This window comes from Pseudomonas sp. AC255 (assembly GCF_979258175.1).
The window spans coordinates 5,493,737-5,508,840 of sequence record NZ_OZ409841.1; the positions used below are offsets into that span (position 1 = coordinate 5,493,737).

At 61.1% G+C, this 15,104-nt stretch carries 15 protein-coding genes; 3 read left to right on the forward strand and 12 right to left on the reverse strand.

Translation table 11 applies throughout. From position 1 onward, the window contains the following. Positions 1-50 precede the first annotated feature (50 nt). From ACZZ0K_RS24695 to exbB, 6 genes are all read right to left on the reverse strand, one after another. Positions 51-1,451, reverse strand: a complete 1,401-nt coding sequence (locus ACZZ0K_RS24695; protein ID WP_041476626.1) for an aminoacyl-tRNA deacylase and HDOD domain-containing protein — start codon at positions 1,449-1,451, stop codon at positions 51-53. Between the two features lie 79 nt (positions 1,452-1,530). Continuing rightward, positions 1,531-3,606, reverse strand: coding sequence for an ATP-dependent DNA helicase RecG (recG, locus tag ACZZ0K_RS24700; protein WP_056790822.1), 2,076 nt, complete (start codon positions 3,604-3,606; stop codon positions 1,531-1,533). Between the two features lie 9 nt (positions 3,607-3,615). Next, the gene (locus ACZZ0K_RS24705; protein ID WP_024014805.1) at positions 3,616-4,545 is read right to left on the reverse strand and encodes a hydrogen peroxide-inducible genes activator; all 930 of its coding nucleotides are present in this window, start codon (positions 4,543-4,545) and stop codon (positions 3,616-3,618) included. A 277-nt stretch (positions 4,546-4,822) separates the two neighbouring features. Beyond that, entirely contained in the window at positions 4,823-5,569 is a 747-nt protein-coding gene (locus ACZZ0K_RS24710) for an energy transducer TonB family protein (RefSeq protein WP_252882868.1), read from the reverse strand. Then, positions 5,566-5,994, reverse strand: coding sequence for a TonB system transport protein ExbD (exbD, locus tag ACZZ0K_RS24715; protein WP_016772535.1), 429 nt, complete (start codon positions 5,992-5,994; stop codon positions 5,566-5,568). The genes ACZZ0K_RS24710 and exbD overlap by 4 nt, the downstream gene beginning before the upstream one ends. A gap of 6 nt (positions 5,995-6,000) precedes the next feature. Further along, entirely contained in the window at positions 6,001-6,954 is a 954-nt protein-coding gene (gene exbB / locus ACZZ0K_RS24720) for a tonB-system energizer ExbB (RefSeq protein WP_041476629.1), read from the reverse strand. Between the two features lie 187 nt (positions 6,955-7,141). Between exbB and ACZZ0K_RS24725 the strand changes: the two genes are divergently transcribed. Continuing rightward, positions 7,142-7,999, forward strand: a complete 858-nt coding sequence (locus ACZZ0K_RS24725; RefSeq protein WP_463559556.1) for an SDR family oxidoreductase — start codon at positions 7,142-7,144, stop codon at positions 7,997-7,999. Positions 8,000-8,139: 140 nt separating this feature from the next. On the opposite strand, the gene ACZZ0K_RS24730 is transcribed toward ACZZ0K_RS24725, so the two are convergent. From ACZZ0K_RS24730 to ACZZ0K_RS24755, 6 genes are all read right to left on the reverse strand, one after another. Next, positions 8,140-8,880: a hypothetical protein gene (locus tag ACZZ0K_RS24730; RefSeq protein ID WP_016772538.1), complete on the reverse strand. Its 741-nt coding sequence runs from the start codon at positions 8,878-8,880 to the stop codon at positions 8,140-8,142. A gap of 65 nt (positions 8,881-8,945) precedes the next feature. Then, positions 8,946-9,326 carry a RidA family protein gene (locus ACZZ0K_RS24735; protein WP_150742909.1) on the reverse strand — a complete coding sequence of 127 codons (381 nt, stop codon included), beginning with the start codon at positions 9,324-9,326 and terminating at the stop codon, positions 8,946-8,948. A gap of 24 nt (positions 9,327-9,350) precedes the next feature. Next, the gene (gene spoT / locus ACZZ0K_RS24740; protein WP_064589822.1) at positions 9,351-11,456 is read right to left on the reverse strand and encodes a bifunctional GTP diphosphokinase/guanosine-3',5'-bis pyrophosphate 3'-pyrophosphohydrolase; all 2,106 of its coding nucleotides are present in this window, start codon (positions 11,454-11,456) and stop codon (positions 9,351-9,353) included. Positions 11,457-11,513: 57 nt separating this feature from the next. Further along, positions 11,514-11,777: a DNA-directed RNA polymerase subunit omega gene (rpoZ, locus tag ACZZ0K_RS24745; RefSeq protein ID WP_008030604.1), complete on the reverse strand. Its 264-nt coding sequence runs from the start codon at positions 11,775-11,777 to the stop codon at positions 11,514-11,516. A gap of 168 nt (positions 11,778-11,945) precedes the next feature. Continuing rightward, complete coding sequence (gene gmk, locus ACZZ0K_RS24750) at positions 11,946-12,566, reverse strand: guanylate kinase (protein ID WP_463559561.1); 621 nt, start codon at positions 12,564-12,566, stop codon at positions 11,946-11,948. 12 nt (positions 12,567-12,578) lie between these two features. Next, a complete protein-coding gene (locus tag ACZZ0K_RS24755; RefSeq protein WP_016770639.1) occupies positions 12,579-13,442 on the reverse strand; it encodes a YicC/YloC family endoribonuclease in 864 nt (287 codons plus the stop codon). Between the two features lie 268 nt (positions 13,443-13,710). On the opposite strand from ACZZ0K_RS24755, the gene rph reads away from it, so the two are divergent. Further along, the gene (gene rph, locus ACZZ0K_RS24760; protein WP_150742910.1) at positions 13,711-14,433 is read left to right on the forward strand and encodes a ribonuclease PH; all 723 of its coding nucleotides are present in this window, start codon (positions 13,711-13,713) and stop codon (positions 14,431-14,433) included. Between the two features lie 25 nt (positions 14,434-14,458). Beyond that, positions 14,459-14,827 (forward strand): DUF4870 domain-containing protein, encoded by a 369-nt coding sequence (locus ACZZ0K_RS24765; protein WP_016772541.1) that lies wholly within the window; start codon positions 14,459-14,461, stop codon positions 14,825-14,827. Positions 14,828-15,104: the final 277 nt, after the last annotated feature.

Below are 15,104 nucleotides of genomic sequence, written 5' to 3' on the forward strand. Positions count from 1 at the left end.
ATGAAAGCCCGCTCTCACCGATTTGAAATGATCTCGTGAGAGCGGATTGTTTATGCCTGGCTGAACTGCGAAGCCAGTTCACGCAGCAGCACTTCAGCCTCAAGCACTTTGCTGACGACATCGTTGGCTTTGTCACGGCTCAGGCCGACGCGTTCAAGCAGGGCATCCGGAATATCTTCATCCGGCCCGGAGCCAATCCCGCGGCTGCGTAGCAGGCGTACGGCCAGGCAGACGAGGTTCGGGTATTCGGCGTAGGCGCCGTCGTAGCTTGGGTCGTGCTGGAAGCGCAGGGCGGTGGCCAGTTCATCCGGCATGTCCCAGTAGCGCATCAGCCACGAGCCGATCTGTTCACGGCTGATACCGAGCAGGTGTTGCTCGATGTAGCTGTGGCACAGGTGCGGGTTGACCTCCAGGTGGCGGCAGATCAGCGAGAAGTGCGGCGGGAACACGTGGGCCAGCAGCAGGTAACCGAAGTTATGCAGCAGACCGGCCAGATACGTCAGGCCGGCTTCCGGGCGCTGGGCGCGCGGCATGGCGCGGGTCAGGCCTTCGATGACGGCGGCGGTGTAGATCGACTGCTGCCAGTACGGCGTGGTGTGTTGCGGGTGGTCTTTGGGCAGGCTCAGGGTCTTGCCGAGGGCCAGGCCCAGCGCGAGGTTGATCACCAGATCGAAGCCCAGCACGCGGACGATCGCGTCTTCCACCGAACGAATCTTGCCCGGCGAGGCGTAGTACGGCGACGCCGCCCAGCTCACCACTTGCGCGGCCAGCGCCGGGTCGGTTTCAACCACGCCGGTGATGTCGTCGATGGTGGCATTGGGGTCAACGCGCAGCTTGATGATTTTTTGCGCGGTTTCGGCCAGCGGCGGAATCTCGATGGTCGCTTCCAGACGCTGCTGAATGCGGCGTGCGGTGAACGCCTGCACGGCCTGGGTGATTTCCTCGCGGTCATCGTCCGGGCGGTCGAGGTTCGGGCGGATGCTGCTCAGGGCTTCGCCGAAGTTGGCGGCGCTGGCCTTGGTCAGCATCGATTTGAAGTCTTCGCTGCTGATTTCCAGCAGCAGGCCCGGCTCGCCGGAGTTGATCAGCAGCTTCGGCTCGCGCAGCAGGCTTTCTTCGTAGAGGCACGGCGAACTGGTTAGCGCCGGCAGGCCTGGGAGCAGGCTCAGATTGTGTTTGCCGAGCATCTTTTCCAGGCGTTCGGTGGACACGGCTGTGAGTCGGCGACCAGTGAGTTCGGCGAGGCGATTGAGATCCAGCAACTGGCTCTGTGGAAACAGCACCATCAACGCGCCCACGGCGTCGTCCAGCAACACGGCCTGCACTTTGCGCGAGGCATTGAGGCCGTGGTGGTCGAGCACTTCTTCGTAGGCAACGCCCAGCTTGTTGAGCAGCAGCCGAATAACAGACGGAGCTTGCGGAGATTCGGGGACGAGAGCAGCTTCGGTCATGGTCTGTATCCGTTTTTGAAACAATGGCAGGAGTATAACCAGCTCTGTAGGAACGATCCTGCACAAACTGCGACGGTGCTCACACTTGGCCGTATTGCTGCCCATGCCGCAGCCAACGGTCAAGCAATGGGCTGACGTGGGTCGGCCAGCGCTCCAGCAAAGCCTGGGCTGCATCGCGCACGGCGGGCAATAAATCGGCGTCGCGCATCAGGTCGGCGACCTTGAATTGCAGCAGGCCGGTCTGGCGGGTGCCGAGCATTTCCCCGGGGCCGCGCAGTTCGAGGTCCTTTTCGGCGATGACGAAACCGTCGTTGGTCTCGCGCATGATGCCCAGGCGCTGGCGACCGATCTGCGACAGCGGCGGATGGTAGAGCAGTACGCAATGGCTGGCGGCGCTGCCCCGGCCGACGCGACCACGCAACTGGTGCAACTGTGCGAGACCAAGGCGTTCAGGGTTTTCGATGATCATCAGACTGGCGTTGGGCACGTCGACGCCGACTTCGATCACTGTAGTGGCGACCAGCAGTTGCAGGTTGCCGGCCTTGAACTCGGCCATGACGGCGGCTTTCTCTACCGGTTTCATGCGCCCGTGAATCAGCCCGACCTTCAATTCGCCGAGGGCGGCGGTGAGGTCTTCAAACGTGGTTTCGGCGGCCTGGCAGGTCAGCTCTTCCGATTCTTCAATCAGCGTACACACCCAATAGGCCTGACGACCTTCAGCGCAAGCGCTGCGCACCCGTTCGATGACTTCGACGCGGCGGGTGTCGGTGACCAGCACGGTGTTGACCGGCGTTCGCCCGGGCGGCAATTCATCGAGGATCGAGGTGTCGAGGTCGGCGTAGGCGCTCATTGCCAGCGTGCGTGGAATCGGTGTGGCGGTCATGATCAACTGATGCGGACACATGCGCCCGCCGACGCCTTTCTGCCGCAGCGCCAGACGCTGCTGCACGCCGAAGCGGTGCTGTTCGTCGATGATCACCAGTGCGAGGTTCTTGAACTGCACTTCGTCCTGGAACAGCGCGTGGGTGCCGACCACCATTGGTGTGCCGCTGGCGATCTGCTCCAGCGCGGCGACGCGGTTTTTGCCTTTGAGCTTGCCGGCCAGCCACGCGACTTCAATGCCCAGCGGTTCGAGCCAGCGCTTGAAGGTGATGAAGTGTTGTTCGGCGAGGATCTCGGTCGGCGCCATCAATGCAACCTGATAACCGGCCTCCAGCGCTTGCAGTGCGGCGAGGGCGGCAACCACGGTCTTCCCCGCGCCAACGTCACCCTGAATCAGGCGTAACATCGGTTCGTGCTGACTGAGGTCGTAGGCGATTTCGTTGCCGACTCGCTGCTGAGCACCGGTCGGGTTGAAACCGAGGTTGGCCAGGTATTTCGGCGGCAGCTTTTTCGCTTTCGGCATCGCTGGGGCGCGCAAGGAACGCATGCTTTCGCGCAGACGTTGCTGTGAAAGTTGGTGCGTCAGCAGTTCTTCGAAAGCGAGACGATGCTGCGCCCAGTGATGGCCGAGGGCGAGTTCATCGACATCGGCATCGGCGGGCGGGTTGTGCAGGTAACGGATCGCGTCGGCCAGCGGCGCCAGTTGGTAGTCGCGGGCCAGTTCGGTCGGCAGCCAGTCCGGCAGGGTGCTCGGCTTGAGCAGCGTCAAGGTCTGCATGCACAACTGGCGCAGGCGCTGCTGGGTCAGGCCTTCGGTGAGCGGGTAGACCGGGGTCAGGGTTTCATCCACTGGCGGCGGTTCGTCGCCGGTGATGGCGCGGTATTCGGGGTGGTAGATTTCCAGGCCTGAGGCGCCGGGCCGGGCTTCGCCGTAGCAGCGAACCCGCGTGCCACGCTTGAGCCCTTCCTTCTGCGCGTTGCTGAAATGGTAGAAGCGCAGGCTCAGCCCGCCGGTGCCGTCCTGCAAGCGCACGACCAGACTGCGGCGGCGACCCATGACCACGTCGGCACCGCTGACGGTGCCTTCGACCACGGCGTCCTGCCCCGGTCGCAATGCGCCGATCGGCACCACGCGGGTGCGATCCTGATAACGCAGCGGCAAGTGGAAGAGCACGTCCTGCAGATTCTCGAGGCCGACCTTGGCCAGTTTCTCGGCCATGGCTTCGCCGACACCCTTGAGTGCCGTCACCGACACTTGCGACAGCTCCGTCATGACGCGCGCTTAACCGGCCGTAACCGGCGCCGCTGGCTTGGCCACCGAGCACAGGCGAATGGAGTCGGCGAGGATCTCGATGGCTTTCGGCCGTGGGAAGCTGGCGCGCCAGGCGATCGCCACGGTGCGGAACGGCACCGGCGCGGTCAGTGGGCGCACTTCGATCACGCCGGGGGCGTAGTGATGGCTGTCCACCGCCGACAGCGGCAGGATCGAGATGCCCAGGCCGGACGCGACCATGTGGCGAATGGTTTCCAGCGAGCTGGATTCCACCGTGGTGTGCTTGGCGCCGTCATTGCCCTTGGTCAGGGTCGGGCAGGCTTCGAGCACCTGATCGCGGAAACAGTGGCCTTCACCGAGCAGCAGCAGGCTCTTGTCGTTGAGCAGGCCGGCGTCGATGGATTCTTTCTTGGTCCACGGGTGCTGGGCCGGCATCAGGACGTAGAACGGCTCGTCGTAAAGCGGCAGGGTCAGCACGTCGGCTTCATTGAACGGCAGGGCGATGATGATCGCGTCGAGCTCGCCGTTACGCAGTTTGTCGCGCAGCACGTGGGTAAAGTTTTCTTCGATGTACAACGGCATCTGCGGGGCGACCCGGTGCAGTTGTGGAATCAGATGCGGGAACAGGTATGGGCCGACGGTGTAGATGGCGCCGACTTTCAGCGGTGCGGTCAGCTGGTTCTTGCCGGCCTGGGCCAGTTCGCGGATGCCCTGGGCTTGTTCCAGGACTTTCTGCGCCTGGGCGACGATGCCTTCGCCGACCGGGGTCAGGCGCACGGCGCTTTTGCTGCGCTCGAAAATCAGCACACCGAGTTCGTCTTCAAGTTTTTTCACGCCCACCGACAGCGTCGGCTGACTGACGTGGCAACGCTCGGCGGCATGGCCGAAATGCTGCTCTTGGGCGAGGGTAACGATGTAGCGTAATTCTGTGAGGGTCATAGCAAGCGTCCATGAAGATGCGCGCCAAGCATACCGGCTGCAATCGATAGACGCACGTTATCAGACTGCGGGCTGAGTGCGACACCGGTCGAGGTCGGTTTGCCGCTGGCAGATATGCAAAAGGCACCTTTCGGTGCCTCTTGGCTTGGTTCTCTCGGCTGGCGGAGAACCTTGTGGGAGCTGGCTTGCCAGCGATTGCGGTGGGTCAGCTAATAAATCCTTCTCTGACACACCGCTATCGCTGGCAAGCCAGCTCCCACAGGTATTGCGGTGCTTCTTAGCGGCGGCGTTCCAGCGAATAAACAAACGGCGCAACAATTTCGATCGAGCCGTTGTTGAGCATGTCGGCCGGAGGCTTGGGCAGCGGTTGCGCGCGGCGGATCATGTCCAGGGTGGCCCGGTCCAGATCAGCGTTGCCAGAGCGGCCCACCAGTTCGAACGACAGCACATTACCTTCGCCATCAACCACGAAGCGCAGACGATTCAAACCTTCCTTGCCCCGCGACTGCGCACTCTGCGGGTACTTCTTGTACTTCTGCAGATGCGCGAGCAGAGTGCCTTGCCAACTGGCCTTGGCCGCCAACTGAGCCGGCGACGGACCTGGTGCAGGCTGGGCGGATTTCTCCGTCGGTGCCTGGGTCGGCTGGGTATCGGCCGGTTTCTCCTCGGAAGGTTTCTCCTTCGGCGGCTCGGGCAGCTTTTTCTCGACCGGCTTCGGCGGTTTTGGCTTGGGCTTCGGCTTGGGTTTCGGTACCGCGATTTCCGCTTTTGGTGCTTCAGCCAGTTTCGGGATCGGCAACTCTTCAACCGGAGCCGGTGGCTGCGGCGGTGTGACGACTTTCGGCGGAACCGGCGGTGGCGGGGCAGGCAACGGGGCCAGCTCGACCATCATTGCCTGCGGCGGCAATTCGATGGGCGGGCGGGCGGTCCAGTTCAGCGCCAGCGCGATGGCCAGCGCGTGCACGCCCAGCACCACGGCCAGGCTACCGCTGTAACGCGTCAGCTTATGGCGCGTCGTGATCATTTCTTGGCTGCCGTCTCAAGTCCGACCAGACCAACCTTCAGGTAACCGGCGGCGCGCAGGCTGTCCATCACGCTCATCAGGTCGCCGTAATCCACGCCTTTGTCGGCCTGGAAGAAGATGGTGGTGTCTTTCTTGCCTTGGGTCTTGGCGTCGAGGGTGGCGCCGAGGGTTTCGGCTTTCACTTCGTCGTCACCGAGGAACAGGCGCTGGTCCGCTTTCACACTGAGGAACACCGGTTTCTCTGGCCGCGGCGCCGGTTTGGCGGTCGAGGCCGGCAGGTCGACTTTGATGTCCACAGTGGCCAACGGCGCGGCCACCATGAAGATGATCAACAGCACCAGCATCACGTCGATGAACGGCGTGACGTTGATTTCGTGGTTCTCGGCCAGATCGTCGTCTGCGCCTTCTTTCAAATGCAGGCCCATGGCCGATTACCCCACTTTAACCATGTGCGGCTGCGAGCTGCGCTCAGGCTGGTGGTCGAGATCGCGGCTGACCAGCAGCAGGACTTCTGCCGAGGCATCGGAGACCTGCGCCTTGTAACCGGCGATGGAACGGGCGAAGACGTTGTAGATCACCACCGCAGGAATCGCCGCAACCAGACCCAGTGCAGTGGCCAGCAGCGCTTCAGCGATACCCGGTGCGACAACTGCAAGGTTGGTCGTCTGGGTTTTGGCGATGCCGATGAAGGAGTTCATGATGCCCCACACGGTACCGAACAGACCTACGAACGGTGCGGTGGAACCGATGGTGGCGAGGACGCCGGTGCCGCTGCTCATGTTGCGACCGCAGGCAGCAACGAGGCGCTCGAGGCGGAAGCTGACACGCTCCTTGATGCCTTCTTTCTCGCGGCTGTTGACCGACAGGCGCATCTCTTCGAGCGCGTCATGCACCAGCAGGTTGGCGAGGGTGCCTTCCTTGCCAGCCGTGGCACTTGCTTCTTTAAGGGTGGTGGCTTTTTTCAGTGCAGCGATTTCGCCACGCAGACGACGCTTGGCGCCCATCAGCTCGAAGCCTTTGGCGATCCAGATAGTCCAGGTGATGATCGAAGCGATGGCCAGACCGATCATCACGATTTTCACGATGATGTCGGCGTTCTGGTACATACCCCACGGCGAAAGGTCGTGGGCCATGCCCAAGGTGTTGTCGGCTTCGAGGGCTTCAGGTGCGTCAGCGGCGTCGACAGCCTGCACCGGATCGGTGGCGGCTGGTGCAGCCGGAGCGGCAGCGGGTGCGCTCTGCTCGGTGGCGGCTGGGGTGGCGGGTGCTTGAGCGTCGGCGAAGGCGGCGGTCGGTGCCAGCATCAGGCTGAGCAACAGAGCCGCGACGGCGCTCCAGGCGCGAGGTCGAGTGGTTGGCGAAGCGGGAGTTTGATTACGTGTCATGCTGGCCGGACCTGAGATAGAAAAACGTTGTTGCTCTTCCAGGCCTCGTGAGGCCGAGAACAAAAGTGGCGTGCATTATTGCAAGTAATTCTTGTTAACAAAAGTAATAGAGTAACTTTTTTCCTTCATTGCTAGCCGTTCGTCCTGTGCCAGAGCTAGTCTGTGCCTTTCTGATGGGAGTTTTCTGATGTCCGCGCCTTCTGTTTTGATTGCCGGTTGTGGTGATGTCGGCAGTCGTCTGGCCACGCAATTGCTGGCGGCTGGCTGGCAAGTTCATGGCCTGCGCCGCGACGTTTCCAAGCTGCCGGAGGGTGTCATCGGCGTCGCCGGCGACCTGTTCGGCGAAGAGTGTCCGGCGACCTGGCCGGTAGGCGCTGTCGATTATCTGGTGTATTGCGCCGCGGCCACCGATCACGACGAAGAGGGCTATCGCAAGGCCTACGTGCAGGGTTTGCAGAATGTGCTGAGCTGGCTGGGTGACTATGGGCAAGTGCCCGAGCGGCTGATCTTCGTGTCGAGCAGCAGCGTGTACGGCCAGCAGGATGGAACATGGGTGGATGAGACCTCCGAGACGGTCGCGGCCGGATATTCAGGTCGCTTGATGCTCGAAGCCGAGCAGGTCGCGCTCAATAGCGGCATCCCGGCAAGCGTGCTGCGCCTGACCGGCATTTACGGCCCGGGCCGCGAGTGGCTGCTGACTCAGGTGCGTCGCGGCTATCGCGTGGCTACGGAGCCACCGCTGTATGGCAATCGTATTCATGCCGATGATGCAGCGGGGCTGCTGGCGTTCTTGCTGGAAAAAGACCGCGAGGGCGTCAAGCTGGACGAGCTCTATATCGGTGTGGATGACGCGCCAGCGCCATTGGCCGAGGTGGTGGGCTGGTTGCGCGAGTACCTGGGTGTGACTGAATGGGCGGACGACGCCAGTGTGCGGCGCACCGGCAGCAAGCGTTGCAGCAATGCGCGGGCGAAAGCGTTGGGGTGGGTGCCGAAGTATCCCAGCTATCGTGAAGGCTACGCAGCGATTCTTGAAGGTAAGTGCTGAATTTTCAGCAACACAAAAACCACTGTGGGAGCGAGCCTGCTCGCGAATGCGGTATGTCAGTCATTATCAGTTCGACTGACCCACCGCGTTCGCGAGCAGGCTCGCTCCCACATTTGATCTTCTGAGGTTTCGGAAGCAGGTTACTGTTTTTCCAGCAACCACTTGCGCTCACCCGCGGCAAACTGCGGTTGCTCATCCGCCAGCGCAGCGTTGACTGCTTGCAAAATCTCCAGCTCCTTGCCCTTGCGCACAAAGATCCAGTTATTGCCCTGGCCATTGAGTTGCAGCCACATGCTGTCGTTGCCATTGCTCATGGACGCGCAATCGCCGGCCAGACACAAGGCATAACGGTCAACGCCCGGCAGGCCGGTCACCTGGCCGTCGGCCTGGAACTGCACGGTGCCGCCTTCACCCTGGCCACTGGCGATGATCCAGTTGCCGCCCAGGTATGCTGAGTAGAGCGCGCGTTCGAAGCTGGCACCGATTGGCGCGCCTTCCGGCACGGGGATCTGTGCGCGATCGAAGACTTGTTCGGGTTCGTTGTCGCTGGCAGCTTGTTGCAGGCGCCCGCCGTCGCGTTTCAGTTCGCTGGCGGAGCTGCCATAGAAGTCGACTTTCCAGGCGCCGGACTCTTCGCCCAGCAGCCGTCCTTCGACGTTCTCAAAACCGTTGGTGTAGCGGGCCTGACCGGCCTTGGTGTTGACGTCCCATTCCAGATTCGGGCCGTAGGCCTGCAGCGCTTCACGCAGGGGGCCGCCCTTGGCGGCGGCATCGATCGCCACCTGGTTGATCCAGGTGCCGCTGATGTCACGGTCGGCAGGGTCGCTGGCGCAGCCGCCGAGAAACAGGGCGAGCAGCGAGAGAGCTAGCGCTTTGCGCATGGTGAAATCCTTTCAAAACCTTTTCTTGCAGCAGTCGGCGCGGCGTGAAGGCCGCGCCGTGCGCATCACTCGATGACCAGAATGGCATCCATTTCAACCTGCGCACCCTTCGGCAGGGCGGCCACGCCAATGGCGGCGCGGGCAGGGTATGGCTGGTCGAAGTACTTGCCCATGATCTCGTTGACCTTGGCGAAGTGGCTCAGGTCGGTGAGGAAGATGTTCAGTTTGACGATGTCCTTGAACGAACCGCCGGCGGCTTCGGCCACGGCTTTGAGGTTCTCGAAGACCTGGACGGTCTGGGTTTCGAAGCCCTCAACCAGTTCCATGGTTTTTGGGTCCAGAGGAATCTGGCCCGACATGTAAACGGTGTTGCCTGCCTTGATCGCCTGGGAGTAAGTACCGATGGCGGCCGGGGCCTTGTCGCTGGTGATGACGGTTTTGGTCATGTAGGACTCCTTGTAATAGGCAGGTTATGCGCGCATGCGGGTGATGCGGATCACCCCGGTCAAGGCGCGCAGTTTCTTGATCACGCGGGCCAGGTGCACACGGTCGTGGACGCTGACCACCAACTGCACGACGCTGATGCGACCATCGCGTTCGTCCATGCTGATTTTCTCGATATTGCCGTCGGCCGCGTTGACGCTGCTGGCCAGCAGGGCGATCAGGCCGCGCTGGTGTTCCAGCTCGACGCGCAACTCGACGTTGAATTCGCCGGTGACATCCTTGGCCCACGAGAGCTGGATGCATTTTTCCGGGTTGTGCCTGATTTCGCTGATGTTGCGGCAGTTATCCAGGTGCACGACCATGCCTTTGCCCGCCGACAGGTGCCCGACAATCGGGTCGCCCGGGATCGGCGTGCAGCATTTGGCGTAGCTGAGCACCAGGCCTTCGGTACCGCGAATCGCCAGCGGACCTTCCGGACTCGGCAGCTGCTCGCCTTCGCCAAGCAGGCGACGGGCGACCACGTACGCCATACGGTTGCCCAGGCCGATGTCTTCGAGCAGGTCTTCGATCAGTTCGAGGCGGTACTCGGTGAGCATCGCCTTGACGCGTTCCGCCGGAATCTTTTCCAGCGCGCTATCGAAACCGTTGAGCACCTTGTTCAGCAGGCGTTCGCCGAGGCTGATGGACTCGGAGCGGCGCTGCAGCTTCAGCGCATGACGAATGTGCGTACGCGCCTTGCCGGTAACGACGAAGTTGAGCCATGCCGGGTTCGGCCGGGCGCCGGGAGCGCTGACGATCTCGACCGTGGAGCCGCTTTGCAGCGGTTCGGACAGCGGCGCGAGACGACGATTGATGCGGCAGGCGATGCAGCTGTTGCCGACATCGGTGTGCACTGCGTAGGCAAAGTCGACCGCCGTGGAGCCTTTTGGCAGCTCCATGATCCGGCCTTTGGGCGTGAACACGTAAACCTCGTCCGGGAACAGGTCGATCTTCACGCTTTCTATGAATTCCAGCGAGTTGCCGGCGCGTTGCTGCATTTCCAGCACGCCTTTGACCCACTGGCGAGCGCGGGCGTGCGTGCCTTTCGGTTGCTCGTCACCGCTGGATTTGTATAGCCAATGGGCGGCGATGCCGTTGTTGGCCATTTCTTCCATTTCGCGGGTGCGGATCTGGATCTCGATCGGTACACCGTGCATGCCGAACAACGTGGTGTGCAGCGACTGATAGCCGTTGGCCTTGGGGATCGCGATGTAATCCTTGAAGCGCCCTGGCAACGGTTTGTACAAATTATGCACAGCACCCAATACGCGGTAGCAGGTATCGACCTTGTCGACGATGATCCGGAACGCGTAAACGTCCATGATTTCGTTGAAGGCCCGACGCTTGCCGCGCATTTTCTTGTAGATGCCGTAGAGGTGTTTCTGGCGACCGCTGACTTCGCCCTGGATGCCGTCGATGGCGAGGCAGTGACCGAGGGACTCTTCGATCTTGTTGACGATTTCCTTGCGGTTGCCCCGGGCGCGCTTGACCGCCTGGTAGATCCGCGCGGAACGCATCGGGTGCATGGCCTTGAAGCCGAGGTCTTCGAATTCGATGCGGATCGCGTGCATGCCCAGCCGGTTGGCGATGGGTGCGTAGATCTCGAGGGTTTCCTTGGCGATACGCCGGCGTTTTTCGCCGGACAGCACTTCCAGCGTGCGCATGTTGTGCAGACGGTCGGCGAGCTTGACCAGGATCACCCGGATGTCGCGCGCCATGGCCATGGCCATTTTCTGGAAGTTTTCCGCCTGCGCTTCGGCCTTGGTCTCGAAATTCATCTGGGTCAGTTTGCTGACCCCGTCGACCAGTTCGGCCACGGTTTCACCAAACTGCGCTTGCAGCGCTTCCTTGGCGATACCGGTGTCTTCGATCACGTCATGCAGCATCGCGGCCATCAGGCTCTGATGGTCCATGTGCATGTCGGCAAGAATATTGGCCACGGCAAGAGGATGCGTGACATACGCCTCGCCGCTGCGACGGCGTTGACCGTCATGGGCTTGTTCGGCGTAGAAATACGCTCGGCGGACCAGGTTGACCTGGTCGTTGCCGAGGTAGGTCGATAAGCGATCGGCGAGGGCGTCTATGCTCGGCATGATGATTCCTGCCGAAAGCTGTGACCCCGCGCCGTGCTACGTCGACCAGGCATAGGCTTAGACGGCCTCGTTCGACTCGTCCTCGAACGCTGCGAACAGCGGTTCATCCTGGACGATTTCCTGCTCGGCGATGAACTCGTAGCTCATCAGGCCTTCAGCAATTTCACGCAGCGCGACAACGGTCGGCTTGTCGTTTTCCCACTGCACCAATGGCTCTTTGCCGCCGGTGGCCAGTTGACGGGCACGCTTGGTAGAGAGCATGACCAGCTCAAAGCGGTTTTCCACGTGTTCTAGGCAGTCTTCAACGGTTACGCGGGCCATGGTATTCCTCGGAGCGAATGCAATATGCGCGCTGCCCGGTTGGGCGAGCGGACTGAGCAGTTTAAAAAATCACCAGCGATTAGGGAAGCGCTGATTTTTTGACCAGACCCTTCAACGCGCTGCAAGCACCAATGTAAAGCGCTTGCAGGCATTTTGGGAAGTGCTGTTTTAGTCGAGCAATTCAGCCAGCAATTTGCCGAAACGCACTTGCTGGCGTTTCTGTTGCAGCTGATTGGCGCGGAAAATCGCTTTCAGATCGTCCAGCGCGTGGGCGAAATCGTCGTTGATGATCAGGTAATCGTAATCGACGTAATGGCTCATCTCGCTGACCGCTTCGCGCATGCGGCCGTCGATGATCTCGTCGCTGTCCTGGCCACGATTGGTCAGGCGCTGGTGCAGGGCCTGCAGCGATGGCGGCAGGATGAAGATCGAGCGCGCTTGCGGCATCAGCTTGCGCACTTGCTCGGCGCCTTGCCAGTCGATTTCCAGAATCAGGTCGTGACCTTCGTCCAGGGTCTGTTGCAGGCGGCTTTGCGAGGTGCCGTAGAAGTTGCCGAAGACCTCGGCGCGTTCAAGAAAGTCGCCGTGTTCGCCCATTTTCACGAATTCTTCGCGGGTCACGAAATGGTAGTTCACGCCATCCACTTCGCCCGGGCGCATGGCGCGGGTGGTGTGCGAGACCGAAACGCGGATCTCCGGGTCGGCGTCGGTCAACGCCTTGACCAGACTGCTCTTGCCCGCGCCCGATGGCGCGGAAATGATGTACAGGGTGCCGGTATGTTGGGTCATGTCAGGGTAGCCTTACTCAATATTCTGCACTTGTTCGCGCATCTGCTCGATCAACACCTTGAGGTTGACGGCGGCCTGGGTGCTGCGCGGGTCGAAGGCTTTGGAGCCCAGTGTGTTGGCTTCGCGGTTGAGCTCCTGCATCAGGAAGTCCAAACGCCGCCCGGCGGCACCACCGGACTTGAGCACCCGGCGAACTTCGATGATGTGGGTGCTCAGGCGATCCAGTTCTTCGGCCACGTCGCTTTTTTGCGCGAGGATGACCATTTCCTGTTCCAGGCGCTGCGGGTCGAGCTCGGCCTTCATGTCGGCGAAGCGATCGAGGACTTTCTGGCGCTGGGTGGCGAGCATCTGCGGCACCAGTTCGCGCAGGGTCACAACGTCTTCTTCGATGGACGTCAGGCGGTCATTGATCAAGCGCGCCAGCTCCGCGCCTTCGCGCTCGCGGCCAGCCTTCAGATCTTTCAAACCCTGATTGAACAGCGCCAGCGCTTCGGCATTTAGCGCTTGCGGGTCGGTCGCATCGGCCACCAGCACGCCGGGCCAGGCCAGCACTTCCAGCGGATTCAGCGCAGCCGGATTCTTGATCAGCCCGGCAACGGTTTCCGCAGCGGCCACCAGTTGCGCGGCGCGCTCGCGGTCCACTTGCAGCGGTTTGCCGGTGCTTTCTTCGGTGAAGCGCAGCGTGCACTCCAGTTTGCCTCGCGACAGGCCCTGACGCAGTGCTTCACGCACGGCGCCTTCGAGGTCGCGGAACGATTCGGGCAAGCGCAGGTGCGGTTCCAGATAGCGGCTGTTGACCGAGCGCAGTTCCCAGCTCAGGGTGCCCTGAACGCCGGCTTTCTCGACGCGGGCGAAGGCGGTCATGCTGTGCACCATGGCGGTGACCTCGCAATGCAGATCGGCGCGAAACGCTGTTTCGCAGGCGCGATTTCAATGAATTTAAGCCGACTGGCAGCAAAGGCGCAGGATTGTAGCGCAGTGCGGCGAATGCGCCCAAACACACGATGTGACAAAGCGCTGCAGCCCGTCGGTTATGCGCGCTTGAGGGGCTTCGGTCGTCGGCCGGCGGTTTTAACCAGTGCCCACTCGCGGTGCAGGGCTCTATAATGCTCGGCAGTTTTCCGTCCTCAGTACAGGTATCCCTATGAAACGTCCAAGTGGTCGCGCTGCCGATCAGCTCCGCTCGATCCGCATCACCCGCAACTACACCAAACACGCCGAGGGATCCGTACTGGTCGAATTCGGTGATACCAAAGTCATCTGCACCGTCAGCGTCGAAAATGGCGTGCCGCGCTTCCTCAAAGGCCAGGGCCAGGGCTGGTTGACTGCCGAGTACGGCATGCTGCCGCGCGCCACCGGTGAGCGTAACCAGCGTGAGGCCAGCCGTGGCAAGCAGGGCGGTCGTACTCTGGAAATCCAGCGTCTGATCGGCCGCTCCCTGCGCGCGGCGCTGGATATGTCCAAGCTTGGCGACGTGACCCTGTATGTCGATTGCGACGTGATCCAGGCCGATGGCGGTACTCGCACCGCGTCCATCACCGGCGCCATGGTTGCGCTGGTCGATGCCCTGAAAGTGATCAAGAAGCGCGGCGGCCTGAAAGGCGGTGACCCGCTCAAGCAGATGATCGGTGCAGTCTCGGTGGGCATGTACCAGGGCGAGCCGGTGCTGGATCTGGACTATCTTGAAGATTCCGCTGCTGAAACCGACCTGAACGTAGTGATGACCAGCACCGGCGGTTTCATCGAAGTGCAGGGCACTGCTGAAGGCGCGCCGTTCCAGCCTGAAGACTTGAACGCCATGCTGGAACTGGCGAAGAAAGGCATGACCGAGATCTTCGAACTGCAGAAGGCTGCACTGGCCGACTGAGGTTTTCGACCACAAGGAGGACATGATGAGTGACGAGCAAGAGTTGCTGCCCAAACCGAGCCAGGAGGTTCGCCAGTGGGCAATGTTCTGTCACCTGTCCGCCTTGCTGGGGATCTGGATTCCGTTCGGCAATCTGATCGGGCCGTTGATCCTATGGCAGATGAAGCGCGAGAAAGACCCTTTTATCGATGCACAGGGCAAAGAGGCGTTGAATTTTCAGATCACGGTGGCGATAGCCTCAATGATCTGCTTCCTGCTCATGCTGCTGATCATTGGTTTCTTCCTGTTTGGTTTGTTGGCGATCGCCGCACTGGTCCTGACGATCATTGCAGGGGTCAAAGCCAACGAAGGTTTCCCATACAGATATCCGTTCACCTGGCGATTGATCAAGTGAAAGTCTGTTGTATCACAATATGAAAATACCCCGACTTATCGGGGTATTTTTATTTGTGCAACTTAATAATTGGTTTTTGCTGTAGGACTAGTCTGTTAACGATGTGCGGCTTGGCATTTATTTGCTGATGTTCCTCTATTACATCTTTGGTCACAACTGATCGGTCCAGTGCTTATTCCCGTTCTTGTTATTGGCGCGAGCTGGTTGTTAAAGTTGCCCGATGTAATGTTTCGGTTGAAACATTCCGATATGTTCAAGCCATCGATGGCACTTGAAT